The organism is Terriglobales bacterium (assembly GCA_035691485.1).
GTDB lineage: Bacteria > Acidobacteriota > Terriglobia > Terriglobales > Acidobacteriaceae > JAIQGF01.
Genome location: DASSIZ010000128.1, coordinates 1 through 19,447, shown reverse-complemented (window position 1 = coordinate 19,447; position 19,447 = coordinate 1). Strand labels below are relative to the sequence as shown.

The 19,447-nt window shown below is 62.0% G+C and carries 18 protein-coding genes; 9 read left to right on the top strand and 9 right to left on the bottom strand.

Annotation, left to right across the window (positions count from 1 at the left end; translation table 11 throughout):
* Position 1: 1 nt before the first annotated feature.
* Positions 2–1,033 (bottom strand): ABC transporter ATP-binding protein, encoded by a 1,032-nt coding sequence (locus tag VFI82_16440; protein HET7186275.1) that lies wholly within the window; start codon positions 1,031–1,033, stop codon positions 2–4.
* A gap of 324 nt (positions 1,034–1,357) precedes the next feature.
* Positions 1,358–1,555 (bottom strand): twin-arginine translocase TatA/TatE family subunit, encoded by a 198-nt coding sequence (locus tag VFI82_16435; protein HET7186274.1) that lies wholly within the window; start codon positions 1,553–1,555, stop codon positions 1,358–1,360.
* 919 nt (positions 1,556–2,474) lie between these two features.
* Between VFI82_16435 and VFI82_16430 the strand changes: the two genes are divergently transcribed.
* From VFI82_16430 to panC, 4 genes are all read left to right on the top strand, one after another.
* On the top strand, positions 2,475–2,627 hold the full coding sequence (locus VFI82_16430) for a hypothetical protein (GenBank protein ID HET7186273.1): 153 nt from the start codon (positions 2,475–2,477) through the stop codon (positions 2,625–2,627).
* A gap of 42 nt (positions 2,628–2,669) precedes the next feature.
* Positions 2,670–3,476: a VTT domain-containing protein gene (locus VFI82_16425; GenBank protein ID HET7186272.1), complete on the top strand. Its 807-nt coding sequence runs from the start codon at positions 2,670–2,672 to the stop codon at positions 3,474–3,476.
* Positions 3,477–3,951: 475 nt separating this feature from the next.
* Positions 3,952–4,848, top strand: a complete 897-nt coding sequence (gene panB, locus VFI82_16420; protein HET7186271.1) for a 3-methyl-2-oxobutanoate hydroxymethyltransferase — start codon at positions 3,952–3,954, stop codon at positions 4,846–4,848.
* A gap of 149 nt (positions 4,849–4,997) precedes the next feature.
* Positions 4,998–5,879, top strand: a complete 882-nt coding sequence (gene panC, locus VFI82_16415; protein HET7186270.1) for a pantoate--beta-alanine ligase — start codon at positions 4,998–5,000, stop codon at positions 5,877–5,879.
* A gap of 39 nt (positions 5,880–5,918) precedes the next feature.
* Here the strand turns inward: panC and VFI82_16410 are convergent, their stop codons facing one another.
* Complete coding sequence (locus tag VFI82_16410; GenBank protein HET7186269.1) at positions 5,919–6,563, bottom strand: DNA-3-methyladenine glycosylase; 645 nt, start codon at positions 6,561–6,563, stop codon at positions 5,919–5,921.
* Positions 6,564–6,671: 108 nt separating this feature from the next.
* On the bottom strand, positions 6,672–7,124 hold the full coding sequence (bcp, locus tag VFI82_16405; protein ID HET7186268.1) for a thioredoxin-dependent thiol peroxidase: 453 nt from the start codon (positions 7,122–7,124) through the stop codon (positions 6,672–6,674).
* Here bcp and VFI82_16400 point away from each other — a divergent pair.
* Positions 7,123–8,553: a hypothetical protein gene (locus VFI82_16400; GenBank protein HET7186267.1), complete on the top strand. Its 1,431-nt coding sequence runs from the start codon at positions 7,123–7,125 to the stop codon at positions 8,551–8,553. The genes bcp and VFI82_16400 overlap by 2 nt on opposite strands.
* A gap of 52 nt (positions 8,554–8,605) precedes the next feature.
* Here the strand turns inward: VFI82_16400 and gatB are convergent, their stop codons facing one another.
* Positions 8,606–10,111, bottom strand: coding sequence for an Asp-tRNA(Asn)/Glu-tRNA(Gln) amidotransferase subunit GatB (gene gatB, locus VFI82_16395; GenBank protein ID HET7186266.1), 1,506 nt, complete (start codon positions 10,109–10,111; stop codon positions 8,606–8,608).
* Entirely contained in the window at positions 10,111–10,563 is a 453-nt protein-coding gene (locus VFI82_16390; GenBank protein HET7186265.1) for a GatB/YqeY domain-containing protein, read from the bottom strand. The genes gatB and VFI82_16390 overlap by 1 nt, the downstream gene beginning before the upstream one ends.
* A 194-nt stretch (positions 10,564–10,757) precedes the next feature.
* Between VFI82_16390 and VFI82_16385 the strand changes: the two genes are divergently transcribed.
* Both VFI82_16385 and serA read left to right on the top strand, forming a co-directional pair.
* Complete coding sequence (locus VFI82_16385) at positions 10,758–11,963, top strand: alanine--glyoxylate aminotransferase family protein (GenBank protein ID HET7186264.1); 1,206 nt, start codon at positions 10,758–10,760, stop codon at positions 11,961–11,963.
* 67 nt (positions 11,964–12,030) lie between these two features.
* A complete protein-coding gene (gene serA, locus VFI82_16380) occupies positions 12,031–13,671 on the top strand; it encodes a phosphoglycerate dehydrogenase (protein HET7186263.1) in 1,641 nt (546 codons plus the stop codon).
* On the opposite strand, the gene VFI82_16375 is transcribed toward serA, so the two are convergent.
* Positions 13,668–14,777 carry a site-2 protease family protein gene (locus VFI82_16375; GenBank protein ID HET7186262.1) on the bottom strand — a complete coding sequence of 370 codons (1,110 nt, stop codon included), beginning with the start codon at positions 14,775–14,777 and terminating at the stop codon, positions 13,668–13,670. The two genes, serA and VFI82_16375, sit on opposite strands and share 4 nt — an antisense overlap.
* 140 nt (positions 14,778–14,917) lie before the next feature.
* Between VFI82_16375 and rsmD the strand changes: the two genes are divergently transcribed.
* Complete coding sequence (gene rsmD / locus VFI82_16370; protein ID HET7186261.1) at positions 14,918–15,487, top strand: 16S rRNA (guanine(966)-N(2))-methyltransferase RsmD; 570 nt, start codon at positions 14,918–14,920, stop codon at positions 15,485–15,487.
* Positions 15,488–15,622: 135 nt separating this feature from the next.
* Here the strand turns inward: rsmD and VFI82_16365 are convergent, their stop codons facing one another.
* Positions 15,623–16,174: a hypothetical protein gene (locus tag VFI82_16365; GenBank protein ID HET7186260.1), complete on the bottom strand. Its 552-nt coding sequence runs from the start codon at positions 16,172–16,174 to the stop codon at positions 15,623–15,625.
* A gap of 258 nt (positions 16,175–16,432) precedes the next feature.
* Here VFI82_16365 and VFI82_16360 point away from each other — a divergent pair, with 258 nt between their 5' ends.
* Entirely contained in the window at positions 16,433–18,454 is a 2,022-nt protein-coding gene (locus VFI82_16360) for a S9 family peptidase (GenBank protein ID HET7186259.1), read from the top strand.
* Positions 18,455–18,695: 241 nt separating this feature from the next.
* Here the strand turns inward: VFI82_16360 and VFI82_16355 are convergent, their stop codons facing one another.
* Positions 18,696–18,914: a DUF2934 domain-containing protein gene (locus VFI82_16355; protein HET7186258.1), complete on the bottom strand. Its 219-nt coding sequence runs from the start codon at positions 18,912–18,914 to the stop codon at positions 18,696–18,698.
* Between the last annotated feature and the right edge of the window lie 533 nt (positions 18,915–19,447).

Sequence of the window (19,447 nt, the reverse complement as noted above, 5' to 3'; positions counted from 1 at the left end):
GTTACTTGGTTACGGGTTTGTTAACAACCGGACAGCGGGCCAGGTGTCCGGGAGCGAGGTCAACCAGAGGCGGCATAGCGCGAGAGCAGTCGGGGATCCTGTCTCCGCAACGCGGCTCAAAGGAGCAACCCGGCGGCAAGGAAGTCAGCGACGGCACGGCGCCTTCAATAGCCTGCAGGGGGCGGTTGCGGTCGGTACGCAGCGTGGGAGCGGAGTGCAGCAGTCCGCGCGTGTAGGGGTGCGCGGGGGCGGAGAAGACGTCGCGCGCCGGGCCGAGTTCCACAATGTTGCCGGCATACATGACCGCGACCCGGTCGGAAACTTGCGAGACCACGGCAAGATCGTGGGAGATGAACAGCATGGCGAGATCGAACTTGCGGCGGAGTTCGGCAAGCAGGTCGAGGATCTGCGCCTGGATGGTGACATCGAGAGCGGTGGTGGGTTCGTCGGCAATGAGCAGCTGCGGGCGGTTCACGATGGCCATTGCGATCATGACGCGCTGGCGCATGCCTCCGGAGAGTTGGTGCGGATAATCGCGGGAACGGCGGTCGGGATCGGGGATGCCGACGTCACGCATGGCGGCGACAGCCAGCGACGCAGCTTGGGATGCGGTAACGCGCGCGGCTGGGCTCTTGCCGTCGAAGCCGGTGGTGCGATGGTGGACGGAACGATGGGCGAGCACGGCTTCGGCAATCTGGTCGCCGACGCGCATGACCGGGTTGAGCGCGGTCATGGGCTCCTGGAAAATCATTGCGATACGCACCCCGCGAAGGGCGCGCATCTGCTCATCGCCGGCGCGTAGCAGGTCGGTCCCGGAAAAACGGACTTCACCCTCGACCACCGCCTGCGGGGGAAGCAGCCGCATCACGGCCAACGCGGTGGCCGACTTGCCCGACCCCGATTCACCCACCAACCCCAGCACCTCTCCGGAATCTACGGTGAAGCTGACGTCTCGAATGGCGGGGGGCAGGAGGCGACCATCGTGCGCAGGGAAACGCACCACCAGACGATTAATTTCGAGCAGAGGGGGCACAACTACATCGTAACGCATTGAGTAAGCGGCGGTCGGTGGCAGGATGGTTCGGGCTGACGGCCTCACCAACAGCGTGTCGGCCTCGCGTTTGCTCGGGCTGCACCTGGTTTTGCGAATCCAGCCCAACGCTCACGCGTTGGGCTGGCGAAGCATGCCGGGCTCGCTGCGCTCGCGCTGGGTTGGCGGGTCACTTGATCTGGCAGTTCCTTGGGGTTGTTTCCCCAAGGCTTACGCGGTTGGGCTGGAACAGCGTTCCGGGCTCTGCGCTGGCGCTGAAGGCAAAATTCAGGCCGCTCGTTGGTCACTTGACGGGCAGACGGAAAACTACTTCGATTCGGTCTTGCTGACGTCGTCCGTCGCTTCCGGCGTAGCCTTGCCCTGATCCTTCATGCCTTCACGGAAGCCGCGGATGCCTTCGCCCAGGCCCTTTCCCAGTTCGGGAAGCTTCTTGGGGCCAAAGATGAGCAGGCAAAGCACGAGGATGACCAGCAGGTGGGTGGGTTGGAACAAACCTTCAAACATCCGAATCTCCTACAGGTTACAAGTGTCCGAGTGACTGAATTATACGATTAAACGCCGGATTATACGATTAAACGCCAGCTAACGGCGACAGCGGCCGCTCAGCCTCTGGGAATTTTAGACACCTCCGCAGGCCCTAAGTTGCAGAACTTCGAGCTAACGAGAGCATATCGTGCGTGTAGGAATGGTTTGGTGCGGCAGAAGCAGCTGCATATCGTCCCGGGGGCGCTTCGGCGTTTGCGGCGCAGCGCTCAAGAGCCCGTTTTTTTGGATTTCAGGGGCAGGCGAAACTCCGCAATGGACGCGGTTTTCGACGCTTTTTGCACATTGGGAAAAGGCAAGAACCCGCTGCAATTGCGGGCACAAGGCGGCGCGCCCTTCGCAAAAAGTGCGCCGCGGTCCGGTTCGCGGCAAAAGCTCGTCGAAGGGCTGCACAATTTCTCGGCATGAACTTGTGGACGGAATGTATTTGTTTGAAAGCAAAGAAGATAAATTGCTACACGCAGGTCTTGACTTAAAAATTGGCGGGAGTAAAAGGACACTCGTTCTTTGACAGTTTCTGAGTTTCGCCGGTTGGTGCAGAGTCCGGGGCTCGAGCCAAGTCACTGTACGCGCTCTCGAGGCGAACAGTACGGAAGGCAAGGCAAGGGTCTATAGCAAAGCGCTGGTCGAGGGGAACAGGAAACGCGGTCAAGAGCAGGATAGAGTCCCGAGGCGTCAGTCCGGTTTTTCCGGTTGGTGGCAAGCCCGGAGCCCGAGCTCGAAGGATCGCGCGTCGCGACCCGCAAGGGAGTGGCGAGAGCAGGTCAGCGAGGGTCTAACGCGAGCTGCTGGTCGAGGAGAACAGGGCCGACACAACTTCGGGACTCTTATGTTTTAGCCGCAAACCCTCCCCCAACCGGATCCGCATCCAAGACAAATTATGATCCGCAAGCTGAAATCCGGCGAATTCCGCCTCTATTCCCGTAAGAAAGATGCACGCACCGGACGGCGCAAGAACCTGGGCACGTTCAAGAGCCGCGAACAGGCTCAAAAGCACGAAAGGGCGGTGCAATTTTTCAAGCGCGCTGGGTAGTCCCGCCGCATCTGTTAGCTGAGCCGGTTGCGGCTTAGCTGGATGCGCGAGACCATCGATTTCCTCGTTGAACACGGTTACACGCTGCTGTTCGCCTGGGTGTTGACAGAGCAACTCGGGCTGCCAGTTCCATCTTTGCCGGTGTTGCTAGCCGCCGGGGCGCTGGCGGGCGCGGGAAAACTCAGCTTCGGCGTGGCGATTGCGCTCGCGGTGAGCGCCTCGATCATCGCCGACGTGTCGTGGTATGAGCTGGGAAAGCGTCGCGGCGGAAAGATCCTGGGGCTGTTGTGCCGGATTTCGCTGGAACCGGAGTCTTGCGTCCGGCGCACTGAAGATGCATTCCAAAACCACTCGTCGCGGTCGCTTCTGCTGGCCAAGTTCATTCCCGGCCTGAATACGGCGGCGCCGCCCATGGCAGGCATGACCGGCATGCGCCTGCCACGCTTCATCCTGCTGGATTTGATGGGCGCGCTGCTGTACTTCGGCGGGGCAGTCACGGTCGGATATCTCTTCAGCGAAAAGCTGGAGGACCTGGCGTTCTACTTCTCCCGCCTGGGCGATGTGGCGGTGGTTGTGCTGGTGCTGTTGTTTGCGGGGTATATCGGCAGGAAATACCTGGCGCGGCGGAAGTTCCAACGCGAGCTGTGGATGGCTCGCATCACGCCGGAGGAACTGAAGGCGAAACTCGACGCCGGGGAAGCGCTGGCCATCCTAGATCTGCGCCACCCGCTTGATTTTCTGCCCTATCCGCAGGTGATTCCCGGGGCGATCCGGTTCGCTCCCAAAGAAATTGAGCAGCGCCACAGGGAGATTCCGCGGGATCGCGAGGTCATTCTTTACTGCACTTGACCGAACGAAGCGACCAGCGCCCGGGTGGCGCAACAGCTGAAGCGGCTGGGGGTAACGCGGGTTCGCCCGCTGGCGGATGGTTTTCTTGGCTGGCGTGAGCGCGGATACCCGCTGCAGGATTTCTACGTAGAAGCGAAAGCAGCGGCAAGTTGATCGGGTAAGATGGGGAAGTCATGGCAGAATCCGTAGAACGCCGCAAGGGCGAGCGCCGCAAGGGCCCCATCCGGTCCGGGAAGGACCGGCGTGACCCTGCGGTTCCGCCCCCTCCCAATGCCACCCGTTCGGGCAATGAGCGCCGGCGGGCAGACCGGCGTAAAGGTGACCGTCGTAAGGGGGGCTAGGCAGAGTTTCCGACTTTTTCGCTTCGGTTCGGCAAGAACTGCGCCTACAATGAGCTTGCCTGCATCTATGTAGGCAAAGGCCCGCATTCGGGCACAGGCAGTATCCGCGTGGCGGAACTGCACTGGAGGTCAAAGTGAGCGTCGTACCCATCGGCGATTCCCGCCAGAAGATCACTACCCTTTCATTAACTGAAAAGAAGAACCGGCGCGAGCCCATTACCGCGCTTACCGCATACGACTACGCCACGGCGAGGCTGGTGGATGATGCCGGCATTGACGTCATCCTGGTCGGCGATTCGCTGGCGCAGGTGATGCTTGGCTACGACAACACGCTGGCGGTCAGCATGGAGGAGATGCTGCACCACACGCGGGCGACGCGTCGCGGCGTCAAGCGCGCGCTGCTGGTTGCCGACATGCCGTTCGCTTCCTATCACCTGGGCGCCGAAGAAGCGCTGCGCAACGCCTCGCGATTCGTGAAAGAGGCAGGCGCGGAGGCGGTGAAGGTGGAAGGCGGCGAGAAGCGCGTGGACATCATCCGGCGAATTATCGACGCCGAGATTCCGGTGATGGGTCACATCGGGCTGACGCCGCAATCTGTGCACGCCATGGGCGGCTACAGGGTCCAGGGCAAGACGTTGGGCGCGATCGAGCAATTGATGCGCGACGCGGTGGCACTGGAGCGCGCGGGCGTGTTCTCGATGGTGCTGGAAGGCATTCCGCGCGAAGTGGCAGCCATGATCACCGCGGAGGTGGGAACGCCGACCATCGGCATCGGGGCCGGACCGGAGTGCGACGGGCAGATTTTGGTCATCCACGACATGCTGGGACTGAACTTCGGCGCGCCGGCGAAATTCGTGCGGCAGTACGCAGATGTCGGGGCCGCGATACGCGGCGCGGTGGAGCAATACCGCGACGACGTGATTGCCGGCGGATATCCCAATGACCAGGAGTCGTATCACCTGCCGAAAGACACGCACGCGGCGCTGGAGACGATCCTGGAGCGCAAGCGCGGGATGAGAAGCGGAGATTAGCCGGACAAGGAAATGAAGAATTAAGAATGCAGAATGCAGAATGAGGTGTCGGCGGTCAGCCACCTGTTTTCTCATTCAAAATTCCGAGTTTTTCGTTGCGAATTGCCGGATCAGCGTTCATCTGGGTTCATCTGCGGCTAATTGTCTTCGTGAAAATCATCCCAAGCCCCGACGACATGCACCTGGCGTGCGGCCAGCGCAAGCGTGATGGCAAGCGCATCGGCCTGGTGCCAACCATGGGAGCGCTGCACGAAGGCCACCTGTCGCTGATTCGGGGCGCGCGGGTGCAGTCGGACGTGGTTGCGGTATCGCTGTTCGTCAATCCCCTGCAATTCGGGCCGAACGAGGACCTCGCCAAGTATCCGCGTAGCTTCGAGCGCGACCGCCGGCTGCTGGAAGCGGAGAATGTGGACCTTCTGTTTATGCCTGCCAACGAAGACATGTATCCGGCGGGGACGAGTACCTATGTCACGGTCGAGGGGTTGAGCGAGAAGCTCTGCGGACGATCGCGGCCGGGGCATTTTCGCGGGGTGACGACGGTGGTCGCCAAGCTGTTCCACATCGTCGAACCCGACCTGGCATTCTTCGGGCAGAAGGATGCGGCGCAGGTAGCGATCATCCGGCGCATGGTGCGGGACCAGAATTTTCCGGTGCGCATCGTGGTGTGCCCGATCGTGCGCGAGAAGGATGGGCTGGCCCTGTCGTCGCGCAACGCGTACCTCAACCCGGAACAACGGAAGCAGGCGCCGGTCCTTTATCGCTCGCTGACGCGAGTGCAGACCATGGCCGATACCGGCGAGCGCAGGGCGTCGAAGCTGGTCGAAGCCGGCAAGCAGGTCATCGCGGAAGAGCCAGGCGCGCGGTTGGATTACTTCGAGATTGTGAACCCCGATACGCTCGATCCCGTGGAAGACATTTCGCACGGGGCGTTGGTCGCGGTAGCAGCGCACGTGGGTACGACACGGTTGATCGATAACGTAGTGCTGCACGGGGCGGGAGAAGCGCGCGGACCGAATCTAAGTCAGAAGTAAGAAGTCAGAACAACATGGATGCCGTGTAGTACCCACTTTTTATTTCTGGCGTCCCGAGACAAACTTGTTTCCAGCGATCAGGTATCTCAGCTTGGCATCGGCAGCCTTCTTGATGCCCATGCGCGGCGTGGTCAGAACGCGGCCGGCGCGATACCCGTCATCCAGGATGGTGAGATCGGAAAAAGTGGTGAGGTCCTTGCCGTTGTCCCGCGCGCGCGTGATGCCGAGCGCCTGCGCCAGACGGCCGGGGCCAGTCGTTAGCAGGCGCAACTCGGTGATTTGCGGGTCACCTTCCGGGAAGGGAAGGCCGCGCGCCGGGAACATTCTCGCCAATCCCGTGACCGGTTCGAGGGCGCGAAACAGGACGCCTCCGGCTTTGCCTTCCGCCATGCAGGAGACGTTCAGGCAGTAATGATTGCCGTAAATGAAATACACGTAAGCGAAACCGGGCGCTCCAAACAGGACCATGTTGCGGGCAGTCGGACCGGCAGCACTGTGCGCGGCGGGATCGTTCTTGCCCAGGTAGGCTTCGACCTCAACGATTCTCCCGCCAACCAGCTTGCGCCCGTGCTTGCGGACCAGCAGCTTGCCCAGCAATTCGCGCGCAACCCGGCGCGGGTCGCGGTCGTAGAAGCGGCGCGACAGCGGGCGTGCGCGCGTAATGTCAAAACCGGGATCGCGCATGACGAAGTCAGAACGAAAAAGTAAGAAGTCAGAACTGCCGTTGTCGCAGAACTGTCCCGTTCTTACTTCGGACTTCTTACTTCCGATTTTATTGATGCCGGTTGAGCCTTATTTCAGGGCCGCGAGCACTTCCGCGGCATGACCGGCAGACTTGACGCCGCGAAATTCGTGCTTCAACTTGCCGTCCGGACCGATCACGAAGGTGCTGCGCTCGATGCCCATCACTTTCTTCCCGTACATATTTTTTTCTTTGAGCACGCCATAAGCCTGGGCAAGGGTCTTGTCAGAATCAGAGAGCAGAGTGAAGGGAAGCTGGAACTGCTCCTGGAATTTTTTCAGCGCGTGCGGGGAATCGGGCGAGGAGGCCACGATCTCGACGCCGGCTTTCTTGAACTTGGCGTATTCGTCACGAAACTCGGACGCTTCGACGTTTCAACCGGGCGTATTGGCCTTGGGAAAGAAATAGAGGACAACGCTTTTCCCGCGAAAATCCTTGAGCGAAGTGCTCTTTTCGTCCTGGTTGAGCAAAGTGAAGTCAGGGGCTTTATCATTAAGCTGCATGAGCATTCTCCAGCGGAAAGACATCTTACACCGCGCACTCGTTTTGGCGTTGTGCCTGGGGCTGGCGTTCAGCGCCGTGGGGCAGCGCACCCCGCGGAAGGCCAAGGGTCCGCGGGCGCTGGCGCTGGTGGAATGGCCAGCCAAGGGCGGCATCCCGCGCGTCATCCCGGTAACCATCCTGGTGGACGGACGCTACTACGATGCTTCCATCTACAAGGCGGACCCGGTCCCGATGGCCCTGGAACCCGGGAACGTGTACGAAGTGGAGCAGAGCGGCGAATCGATCGGGGTGGTGACGTTGACGGACGCGCGCCAGGCGAGCAACGGGGCGTGGCTCGCCGATACGCGTTTCCAGACCAACGAACAATTAGCGGCCGCGCGAAAGCCGCGGGATGCGGCGCCAAAGTCGGCGTCCGTGGGCGAAGGGCCCCCGACATTGCGTCGCGGCGGCAGGCGCTCCGGCCGCGACAAAGAATCGCCACCCACGCGCACGCCCCATCCGGAGTCTGAGCCCCAATCCACGACGGAGGCAGGGTCGAGCGATGGCGATGCGCCTCCGGTGCTGCGCAAGCCGGCGGCCGACAAGCAGCCGCCAGATTCAACCCCGCCCAGCGGAACGACGACCAAGGCCAGTGATTCTGCCGTCTCCGCGCCAGCCTCATCGCCAGCGCAGGCCACATCGAGTCCGCCCAAGCACGAGGACTCGGAACATCCGGTGCTGCGGCGCGGCCGCCCGACAGCGGAGCAGGCGGAGAATTTACCGGGCGCGGTGGAAACCAAGGCGCCTCCCAAGGCGCCGGCCGCGGCGGCAGGTCCGAGCTCATCCTCCACGAAGACGGTTGCAGCGGGCGCGGGTCGAATCCTGCCGGCAATTTCCGACGCCGACGGTCCGGAGCCGCACAGCTTTCTGGTGCCGTGGAAAAACGAGGACCAGGAGAAGCTGAAGGCATCCATGAGCAAGCTGGCCGGTGCAGTGTTACAGGATTGGGCGCGCGCACGCGGCGGCGCGTGCTGCGGGGAGTTGCAGGATGTGCAGATGCGAACCTTCGATCTCACCACCAGCAACGAGCCGCAAGTGGTTTTGATGGCGAGAGCCACAGAAGCGCCGGCGACGCCGGTTCGACGGGCAGGTGCAAGAACGAATTCGCAACCGCCTCCATCAAGAGATGGCCTGACCTACTGGATTACGCTCGTTGCGCGCCAGGATTACAACAACGAGCTTCGCAAGCTGAAGGTGTGGGCGACCGACAGCAAGCACCTCGACGCGTATCCGCGAGCGGAGCTGATTGACGCAGTGGATGCCGACGGCGACGGGCGGGGCGAACTGCTGTTCCGAGAAATCTCCGACGACGGCCAGAACTTCGCGCTTTATCGCGTCACGCCCGACATGCTGATCCAACTCTATAGCAGCGCGGAGCTGGAGCGGTGACAAGCAGTTAGGAGCTGGAGTTAGTCGCCAGGAGTTAGGAGCTATTAGCTAGTTAGCCCAACTTTTTGTCGAGGAGTTCATTCACCAGCGCAGGATTGGCCTGGCCTTTCGACGCCTTCATCACCTGACCGACAAAAAATCCTTTCATCGTCGTCTTGCCGGCGCGGTACTGCTCGACCTGCTTGGGATTGGCGGCGAGGACTTCGTCGATCATCCGCTCGATGGCGCCGGTGTCGGTGATCTGCTGCGGTTTTTCTTTTTCGTAAACTTCCGGAAAATCCTGCTTGCGCTCGAACGCTTTGTCGTAGAGGTCCTTCAGGATCTTGCCGGAGATGGCGCCGGACTCGACCAGGTCGGCTGACATGGCAACGCCTTTCATCGAGACCGGCGACTGCTCAATCTCCAGGCCCTGGGCTTTCAAGCGGCCCAGCAAGTCGCTGATCACGAGATTAGCGACGCGCTTGGGATTTTTCGCCGCGCGTGCCGCTTCTTCAAACTGGTCAGCCATGTGCCGGGTGCGCGTGAGGGTAAAGGCATCGTCTTCAGTCAGGCCGTAGTCGCGCATCATGCGCGCGCGCCGGACTTCGGGCAGTTCAGGAAGCATGGCGCGAATCTGCTGTTGCCAGGATTGGTCCACCACCAGCGGCAGCAAATCGGGTTCGGGGAAATAACGGTAGTCGTGCGCTTCTTCCTTGGAACGCATGCCGTAAGTTTTTCCTTCGTGCGAGTTGAAGAGGCGCGTTTCCTGGATGATGCGCCCGCCGGACTCAATCACGCCGACCTGGCGCTCGATTTCATACTCCAGCGCCTGGCGGATGAAGCGGAAGGAATTGACGTTCTTGATCTCGGTCTTGGTGCCGAGTTCCTGCTGGCCTGCCGGACGCACGCTGATGTTGGCATCGCAGCGCAGCGAGCCTTCTTCCATATTCACATCGCTGACGCCGGTGTAGAGCACGATCTCCTTGAGGCGCGTGAGGTATTCGTAGGCTTCGTCGGGCGAACGCAGGTCGGGCTCGCTGACGATCTCGATCAACGGCGTTCCGCAGCGATTCAGGTCGAGGTAGGTGCGCTCGGAGGAATCGGGAAAGCCCTCATGCAGGCTCTTGCCGGCGTCCTCTTCCAGATGGACGCGGGTGATGCCGATTCTTTTTGTTGTCCCGGTCGAGGGCGACCGGGCTCCATCGGGCCGGGCTCCGTCGGGGACTTCGATCCAGCCGAACTCGGCGAGGGGCTTGTCGTATTGCGAAAGCTGGTAGCCCTTGGGAAGGTCGGGATAAAAGTAATTCTTGCGAGCAAAAATCGAGCGCTCGTTGATGCGGCAGTTCAGCGCCATCGCCGCCAGCGTCGCGAACTCCACCGCTTTTTTGTTCAGCACTGGGAGCGCGCCCGGGAGGCCCAGGCAGACCGGGCAGACGTTGGTGTTGGGCGGATCGCCAAAGCGGTTGGCGCAGGAGCAGAAAATTTTGCTGGCGGTCAGCAGCTGGACGTGCACTTCGAGGCCAATGACGGGCTCGTATTTCGCTCGTATGCTGCGGGGGATGTCCGCCGTCGACGCCATTATTTGCCAGCCAGTTCCTTCTTCACGGTCTCGCTCACGATTTTGCCGTCGACGCGCGCGCCGGCAAACTTGGCCATCACGTTTTTCATCACCGCGCCCATATCTTTCATGTTGGTCGAGCCCATTTCGGCAATGGTGGCGCGGACGGTGGCGACAATCTCTTCTTCACCGGTCGCTTTCGGCATATAGGTTTCGATCAGCGTGATCTCGGCAGCTTCCTTGTCGGCCAGGTCCTGGCGTCCTCCCTTGGTGAACTGCTCGATCGAGTCCTTGCGCTGCTTGATCAGGGTGCTCAGAACCTGCAAGGCTTCGCGGTCGTCGAGCGGCGCGCGCTTGTCGATTTCCTTGTTCTTGAGCGCGCTCTTCATCATACGCAGCGTGGACAGACGGCGCTCGTCGCGCGCCTTCATCGACTCGACCATGTCCTTCTGGACCTGCTCGCTGATGCTCATGCGGTCTCCCCGTACAGGTTCGGAACAGTACCTCAAAGATGCGACCCATTATAGTGTTGCGTGGGGCTGCGCCGGGGTCTTATGATTCGCGCCAAAGCCAATTTTCAACCTAGCAGCCGTTCAGGAAATCAATCTCGAATAAACCAACTTCCGGTGGAGTGAAATCCGCCGCTGCCCAGCACAGGATGGCACCCATGTTGCGCAAGAACCGGCTTTTCACGCCGGGGCCGACGCCCCTTCTACCCGCGGCGCAGACCGCCATGGCCGCGGCCAATATCCATCATCGGACCGCGGATTTTCGCGCGCTCTACACGCGCGTGCTGGCGGACCTGAAGTCGTTCGTTGGAACGCAGAATGACGTGGTACTGATGGCGTCGTCAGGCAGCGGCGCCATGGAAGCGTCGGTGGCAAACCTGACCTCAGCCGGGGACAAAGTGCTGGTGCTCACGGCGGGAAAATTCGGCGAGCGCTGGACCGAGCTGGCCAAAGCGTATGGGCTTGCGGCGGATGTGGTGACCGTTCCGTATGGCCAGACGTTTGGCCTGGATGCGGTGCGCGCGCGGCTGACGCCGGAAGTTCGCGCCGTGTACATGCAGGCGACGGAAAGCTCCACCGGCGTGCGACACGACGTTGAAGGCGTGGCGCGGCTGGTGCGCGGGCCGGGGCACGACACGCTGCTCGTTGTCGACGCCATCACCGGGCTGGGCACGACGCGTTTTGACGTGGACGGCTGGGGCATCGACGTCATTATCGGCGGTTCGCAGAAGGCGGTGATGGTGCCGCCGGGCCTGGCGTATTGTGCCGTCAGCCAGAGGGCATGGTCGCGCATGGAGAGCGCGAAATCATCGCGTTATTACTTTGATTTGCGCAAGGAGAGGAAGGCGGGCGCCAAGGGGGAGTCGGCGTTCACTCCGGCCATTGCGCTGGTCGCTGCATTAGCAGCAGCGTTGGAGTACATTCGCGAGCAAGGCTCAGGCGACTTGGCGGCGGGGCGGGAGGCATTGATCGCAAACGCCGAACTTTGCGCGGAGATGACGCGCGCCGGAGTTCGCGCTTTGGGACTGAAGCTGTACGCGAGCGTGCCTTCGAATGCGCTGACGGCGGTGACGTCGCCGGAAGGGCTGGATTCCGGCGTGATCGTGAAATCCTTCCGCGAGAATTTCGGCGCGGTGGTGGCGGCGGGTCAGGGCGAGCAGATGAAGTCGGCGCTGTTCCGTATCGCCCACCTCGGGTACTACGATTACCTGGACACGATCGGCATCATCGCCGCACTGGAGCAGGTGATGGCGAAGATCCGCAAAGTGGAGTTCGGCGCGGCGGTGGCGGCAGCACAGAAGGCGTACGCGGAGAGGACCGCGAAGCCGGCGGCGACGGTAGCGCAGGGCGGAGGAAATGCATAGATCCTTCGCAACGCTCAGGATGACACTTGTTTAACGGCAGGGTTGAATTTCGAAACGCGGTAGTCTTATGAAAATTGTAGTAGCGGAAAAAATCTCTTCCTCGGCGCTCGACATTCTGCGCGAAGAAAAACAGTGGCGGGTGATCACGCCTGACCAGGTGGACGGCCGGCTGGCGAGCGAGGTCGCGGATGCTGACGCGCTCATCGTGCGCTCCGCCGTCCAGGCCGACGCGGCGCTGCTGGAGCACGCGCAAAAACTGCGAGTCATTGGGCGCGCCGGGGTCGGGGTGGACAATGTGGACCTGGAAGCAGCGACCCGTCACGGCATCGCGGTGATGAACACCCCGGGCGCTAACGCGGTGGCCGTGGCCGAACACACGCTGGCCATGGCGCTGGCCATGGCGCGTCACCTTTGCCGCGCCGACGCGCTTATGCACTCCGGCAAATGGGAGAAGAAATCGCTGCAAGGGACGGAACTGCGCGGAAAGACGCTGGGCATTATCGGGCTGGGGCGCATCGGCATGGAAGTGGCGCGCCGGGCACGAGCTTTCGGGATGAAGCTGCTGGCGCATGACCCATTTGTCTCGCCGGAAGTCGCGCGCGAGGCGGAGATCGAAGTGACGGCCCTGGAGAAAGTCCTGGCTGCCGCCGATTACGTTACGCTGCACCTGGCGCTCACACCGCAGAGCGCCGGCATGATGAACGCGGAGACCATCCGCAAAATGAAGAAAGGCGCGCGGCTGATCAACTGCGCGCGCGGCGAACTGCTCGACGAAGCCGCGGTGGCGGCTGCGTTGCGCGACGGTCACCTGGCCGGGGCTGCGGTGGACGTCTTTGCGGAAGAGCCGCCGAAGGACTCGCCGCTGCTCACCGCGCCGAACGTGATCCTGACGCCTCACATCGGAGGTTCCACGCACGAGGCGCAGGAAGCGGTCGGAGTGCAGATCGCCATCCAGGTGCGGGAGTTTCTGCGCCGCGGGGTGATGCAGAACGCGGTGAATGTACCGTCGGTGTCGGACGCCGAGTATGCCGAGTTGCAGCCGTACATGACGCTGGCGGAACGGCTCGGGTCCTTCGTGGCGCAGGCCGCGGAGGCGGGCCTGGAGGAGATCGGGCTGCAATACAGCGGTCCCATCGCCGGCGGGAAGACGCAACTGGTGCGCAACGCGGCGCTGGTGGGAGTATTGAATTCCGTGCTCGCGGAAAAAGCGAACCTGGTAAACGCGTCGGCGGTCGCGGAGGAGCGCGGCGTCCGCGTGCGTGAAAACGCCAAGCCGAAAGTATCGAGCGGAAGCGCAGGCAGCGTGGTCACGGTCCATCTGAAGACGCACGGCGGAGACCACGAAGTGAAGGGCACGGTGCTGCACGGCGTCTCACCGCGGCTGCTGTCGGTGGATGGAATCGACGTGGAAGCGCCGCTGGAGCGCAACCTGGTTTACCTGCGCAGCCGCGACGTGCCGGGAGTAATCGGGAAGATCGGCACCATCCTGGGCGAGGCCAAGATCAATATCGCGAATTTTTCCCTGGGACGCGCCGAGCACGCCGCGCGGGCTGCGGGGGCTTCCGCGTCGCAGGCCAAGGCCCACCACGGCACGGGCGGGGAGGCGGTCAGCGTGGTGCACGTGGATTCGCGCGTGCCCGATGCGGTGCTGCAAAAATTGCGCGCGCTCCCGGCGATCACGCTGGCGAGGGCGATACAGTTGGATTAGTGTTGTTGTTCCTGCTCGTGCCTGAGGCGCTTGGTCTCGGCGAGCAGCGACATGCTGTGCATCAGGTTTTGCAGGGTCACGATGCCAACCAGGCGTCCGCTGTCAACCACGGGAAGAACGGTCACGCCTTGCGAGGTGAGCTTGCGGAATGCGGAAGCGAGGGTGTCGTTGGCCTGGGAGGACGAAAAGACCCGGTTCATCACCGACTGCACATAGCCATTTCCGCTGGAACGCATGGCCTCCAGAATCTTCTGCCGCGAAATTACGCCCACCATGTCGCTGCCGCGGACAACGGGAAAATCGTCCTGCAAGGTGTGCACGGCCTTGTGCAGCGCGCCTTCCAGCGTGTCGGCGGGCGAAAGCGTGGAGAAATCGGTGAGCATCACGTCTTCCAGGCGTACCTGCTCGAGGACCGATTGAAACACCGCGGAGCGGTCTTCCAACTGCGCCGCGACAAAGAGGAAGAACCCGACCAGCATCAGCCAGGTGTTCCAGATGCCGGCCAGGATGAAGGCCATGGCGAATCCCTGGCCGATCGAAACCGCGCGCCGCGTGGCGCGCACATGATCCATGCGGCGGGCCAGTATGGCGCGCACCATGCGTCCGCCGTCAGCGGGATACGCCGGCAGCAGGTTGAAAACCCCGAGGAACAGGTTGATCCAAAAGAAACTGCGCGGCAGATTGCCGGAATACACGAAGGGCTGTTTCCAGAGCGCGGCCTCGGGGGCGATGCTGAGCACGATTGCCGCTGCCAAAAACGCCAGCAGCAAATTGACGAGGGGACCCGCGAGCGAGATGCGCAGTTCGCGGTTGGGCTCCAGCTTTTGTCGCGACGGTTCCTGCAGCAGGCTCACGCCGCCGATCGGCAGCAACACCACCGAGCGGGCCGGCACGTGTTGCTGGATGGTCGCCAGCATGTGTCCCATCTCGTGCAGGATTACCGACGCCAGCACCAATCCCACCAGCGCGAATCCGCGGCCAAGGCTGGCGGCGCCCAACCCGGATCCTTCCGTCATCCACACGTACATCAGCAGGAAGGCGAAGGTGAGATGAACGCGAATGTCGATGCCGAAGACGCGACCGGCGGGGAACGACCAACTTCTCATTTGGACCGCACCTGCTCCGAATCCATTGTATCTGGTCGAGGGGAGTTGAACGAGGGCTATCGCAGTGCCGGTTCGGTGGCGAGGTCTTGGATCCGGAGCGTGAATAGACCGACCGACCGAGAGATGGATAGACTCGCAGCATGCGCGTGATCGCCGGCCAATATCGCAGCCGTCGGCTGCGCTCGCTGCCCGGCATGGACATCCGTCCGACTTCGGACCGGCTGCGCGAAACCTTGTTCAATGTGCTGACCGCGGGAAGTCCCGAGGCGCTGGCCGGAAGCGTGTGGTTGGACTTGTTCGCCGGTACAGGAGCGGTCGGCATCGAGGCGCTGAGCCGCGGAGCGGACGCGGTGTATTTCGTGGAGTCATCGCCGCGCGCGGCGGAGGTGATCCGCGAAAACCTGCGCAGCCTCGGCATCAGGGAGGGGTTCGAAGTTAACGAGCGCGAGGTGCCGCGGGCACTTCGCCTGCTCGACAGCCAGGCCATTGCCCCCAGCCACGTTTTTCTCGATCCGCCCTACAGCATGCAGGAAGCTTACGACGAGACGCTCGGGTTCCTGTCGCAGTCGCGGCTGCTGGGCGACCACACCATTGTGATTGCCGAGCACGAGAAAAAGTTTGATCCTGGAGAACGTTTTGGCTCGCTGCTACGCTCCCGGTTACTCAAGCAGGGAGATGCGGCGCTCAGCTTTTACCGGCGCGGCGCGTGATCGCGCGAACGGCTGGGGTCCGCTGCAGATGGGATTCCGGTCGTTTGAGAGCTGCCCAGGAGAGGGCGCCTACCTGGGAATCCGCACATGGTCACGGGTTCAGGCGGAGTGGATGGCACGCGCCGCGAACTCAATCTACATCAATAGTTCATCAGCGCGGCGGACGATTGGGTGCTGGCGCTCCGCCAGGTCGTTTTTCACCTGGTTCAGTCCGAAGACGCATTCCTCGAAACGCGCCGACAACTTGGCAAACAGTGGCGCGGCTTTCGCGTACTCGAAGAATTCAAACTTGGAGACGATGTAGTAGCTTTCCTTGCCGGCGCGGATGAAATCGACGAAATTTTCCAGCCGCTGGCGGCGCAGGCGCCAGTGGTTAATCGCCTCGGGGAACATGCCGGTGAAAAACAGGCTGTAATCGCCGATGTGCTTGCGCACGGCACGTTCGCGGTCGAAGGACGGCGCGTCACCGAACACGGGGTCAGCCTCGATCAGCATCTCGCCGACGTCGTCGAGCGGCCGCCCGGCAGCATTGCGTACGCGGTGCAACTGGTCGACCTCGGTGAACTCGGTGAGCATGTTAGCGATGTACTCGCTTAACTGCGGATCGCGCAAACCGAGGGTATGGTGGAAGTGTTCGCTGACCAGTTCGAGGAAGAACTGCTGCAGAGGATGCGATTCGGGAATCAAGTTCCTTTCCTTCCCGGTGTCTGCCCGGTAGATACCTCAACTCAGTCACAGGCGCAAGTGACTTTGGGAACTACCGCAGGTGACCTGCATTGCCGGCACCGGCGCTTTCCAGAGGGTACTTGCTTAGACGAAACCGGCGCGCCTTGGGGTTGGTGCATGCCGCTGAAAACGCGCGTGGAGCACCGGTTTCGGCAGCCAACCCGGGGCGCGAGTGCCAGCTCAGTTGTTTGCCGCGAGTGCATCCGGTATCTTTGCCGGATGCAACGACGGTGGGGATGCAAGCTGCTGTTCCTTCTTTTTTTGTCCAGTGCCGCCGCGTGGGCGCAGAAGACTTCCGGCGATGCCGTGATGGACCAGGTATTCGCGGTGCGGCGTTTTCGGCAGACCGCAATCTCGCCTGACGGCAAGAGCGTCGCGTGGGTGGAGAGGCTGGCTACTGCCGATGGAACGGTGACGGAGAATACGGGTATCTACGTGGAACGACTTGGCGACCGCAGCGCCCCGAAGCGGATAAGTGCAGCGTCGGCCGGCCCGCACCGGGAGGACGATATCGCGTGGTCGCCCGACAGCGCCAAACTCGCATTCCTTTCCGATGCCGAGGCGGCAGGCCAGTTGCAGCTCTATGTCGCCGACATTCGCTCGGGCACATCACGGCGGTTGACTCACCTGAAGGGAGATCTGAGCGCGCCGCGCTGGTCCCCAGACGGCAACATGCTGGCGCTGCTCTTCATCGCAGACGCGCCACGCGCCGCCGGGCCGCTGGTGGCAATGGAACCGGCCGTGGGCGTAATCGAGGACAAAATTTATGAGCAGCGCGTGACCATCGTGAATGCGGCGGGGGGCGAGCCGCGGCAAGTGTCACCCCCGGACATGTACGTCTACGAGTACGACTGGTCGCCCGACAGCAAGGAATTCGCAGCCACCGCGGCCCACGGCTCCGGCGATAACAACTGGTGGATCGCACAGCTTTACACGTTGCCGGCAGCGGGCGGGGAGATGAAGTCCATTCTCCGGCCGCCGCTGCAAATCAGCATGCCGCGGTGGTCGCCCGATGGCCGCAGCATCGCTTATATCAGCGGCTTGATGAGTGATTTCGGCGTCATCGGCGGCGACATTTACACCGTGCCTGCCGGCGGTGGTGAAACGCGCAACTTGACGCCCGGCATGAAAGCGTCCGCGTCATGGATCACATGGCTCACATCGGGACAGATCCTGGCGGTCGAGATTGCGGATGGCCAGTCTGCGATTGCCACCATCGATCCGAACACCGGCGGCACAAAGACGCTGTGGACATCGGCGGAGACAATCAATGCCGAGGGGGGTAGCCCGTCGGCATCGGCGACGCGCGACGGAACTGCCACGGCCGTGATCCGCAGCTCCTTTTCGCACCCGTTTGAAGTGTGGGCGGGACCGGTGGGCTCCTGGACGCAGGTGACACATGCGAATGAAGCGCTGCGTCCGTTGTGGGGCGAAGGCAAGAGCTTGCACTGGTTCAACGATGGAATGCGCGTTCAGGGCTGGCTTCTTTATCCGCAGCACTACGATAGCTCGCGCCAGTACCCGCTTATTGTGGTGGTGCACGGAGGGCCCGCAAGCGCCTGCCAGCCGACCTGGCCGGGAGCGCCGTTCGAAGCGCCGCTGGCCGCCCATGGTTACTTTGTGCTCTGTCCGAACCCGCGCGGAAGCTACGGACAGGGGGAAGCCTTTACCCGGGGCAACGTGAAGGATTTCGGGTATGGCGACTTTCGCGACATCATGGCGGGAGTGGACGAAGTGCTGAAGGAGGCCCCGGTCGATCCCCAGCGCGTCGGCTTGACCGGCTGGAGCTACGGAGGCTACATGACCATGTGGGGTGTGACCCAGACACAGCGATTCCGCGCCGCCGTTGCCGCCGCCGGACTTTCCGATTGGCTGAGTTATTACGGGGAAAATGATATTGACCAGTGGATGATCCCGTACTTTGGCGCCTCGGTTTACGACGACCCGAAGGTATACGAGAGGAGCGCGCCGATAACGTTCGTCAAACAAGCCAAGACCCCGACGCTGGTGGTAGTGGGCGAGCGCGACGGCGAGTGCCCGGCGCCACAGTCGTTCGAGTTCTGGCACGCGCTGAAAACATTCCACGTGCCGACGGAGCTGGTGGTCTATCCCGGCGAAGGGCACAGCTTCAGCCAAGTCGAGCACCAGCGCGACGTGGTACGGCGGATGCTGGCGTGGTTTGCGAAGTACATGCCGGAGAGTGCAGAACGGCGGTCGGAAGTGAAGCGCGGTCAGAAGTAAGAGTCACGGAGCTGGAAGCGCAGCGGGTTATGGACTCCTTAGGTCCTCGCCGGCGTTTCCCCCGGCGGCTAAAGCCGGTCATCTCTGCTGCAACCAGCAGCAGATAGCAGCACGAATCGAAACTTGCCGATCCCGCGAATTGTGAAGTTCTGGTCGTGAGCGGCACGTCGCGGGCGACGTCGTGTGGATCAGTATTCGCCCAAAAGTAGTTTCCGAGTATGCCGGCACGACCAATTTGGCATCAGATGCTGCCCCTCCAATGCAGTTCTTTTTCCGCCTCCAGCCAGTGCTGCACCTCGTTCCCATCTTTTCTTCCGCGCTGCTCGTAGATTTCGTATGCCTTACGTCGAATGATTTCCTCTTGGGGGGCGTTCGTGCCCATCGGATCAACCGCCATTAAACGACCGGCCTGATCCGGTAGCACAGGGTCCGAGTGGTTCTTGGCCTTCTTTGCTGCCATGTGGATGTTCTCCCCAAAACGGTAGTAGAAGAAGTTGGCGCGTGGATTGAAGATGTGATGGTTTGCGGCTCGATTCCGTTGCGCGGCGTGTGGAATTTTAAAATCGTACGTGCAGTAAGGGATTCGGAACGCGCCTATCACTTCCGGTTAATCCGCGTCCTTCAGCCGGTTGGGCCAGGACGGATCTGGCAGTCGGCAATCGTTCCGCTGTCGTAGTCGTCCTCGAAGACCCAGGCGCCGCTCCGCCGGGCCCACTCGAGCAACGCGAGGCGACGGCCCACACTCACGGTCCTCGATCAAGCAACCATGTGCGAGTTCTTAGCCGCCGGGCATTTTGGACGGCATATCCGGCGCATGCGTGAGCTCTATGCCGGGCGATTGGCTGTCTTGCGTTACCGTGAGTTTCACGCTCGGAAAACTGAGCTCGGAGGGATTTGACGAGTTCATCAGGAACATCCGCGGGAGTGCGGCTCAGGCCGGTTGCCAACTAAAGCACCAGCCTTTCTCGTTACCTGCAGGACTGGCTCACTGCC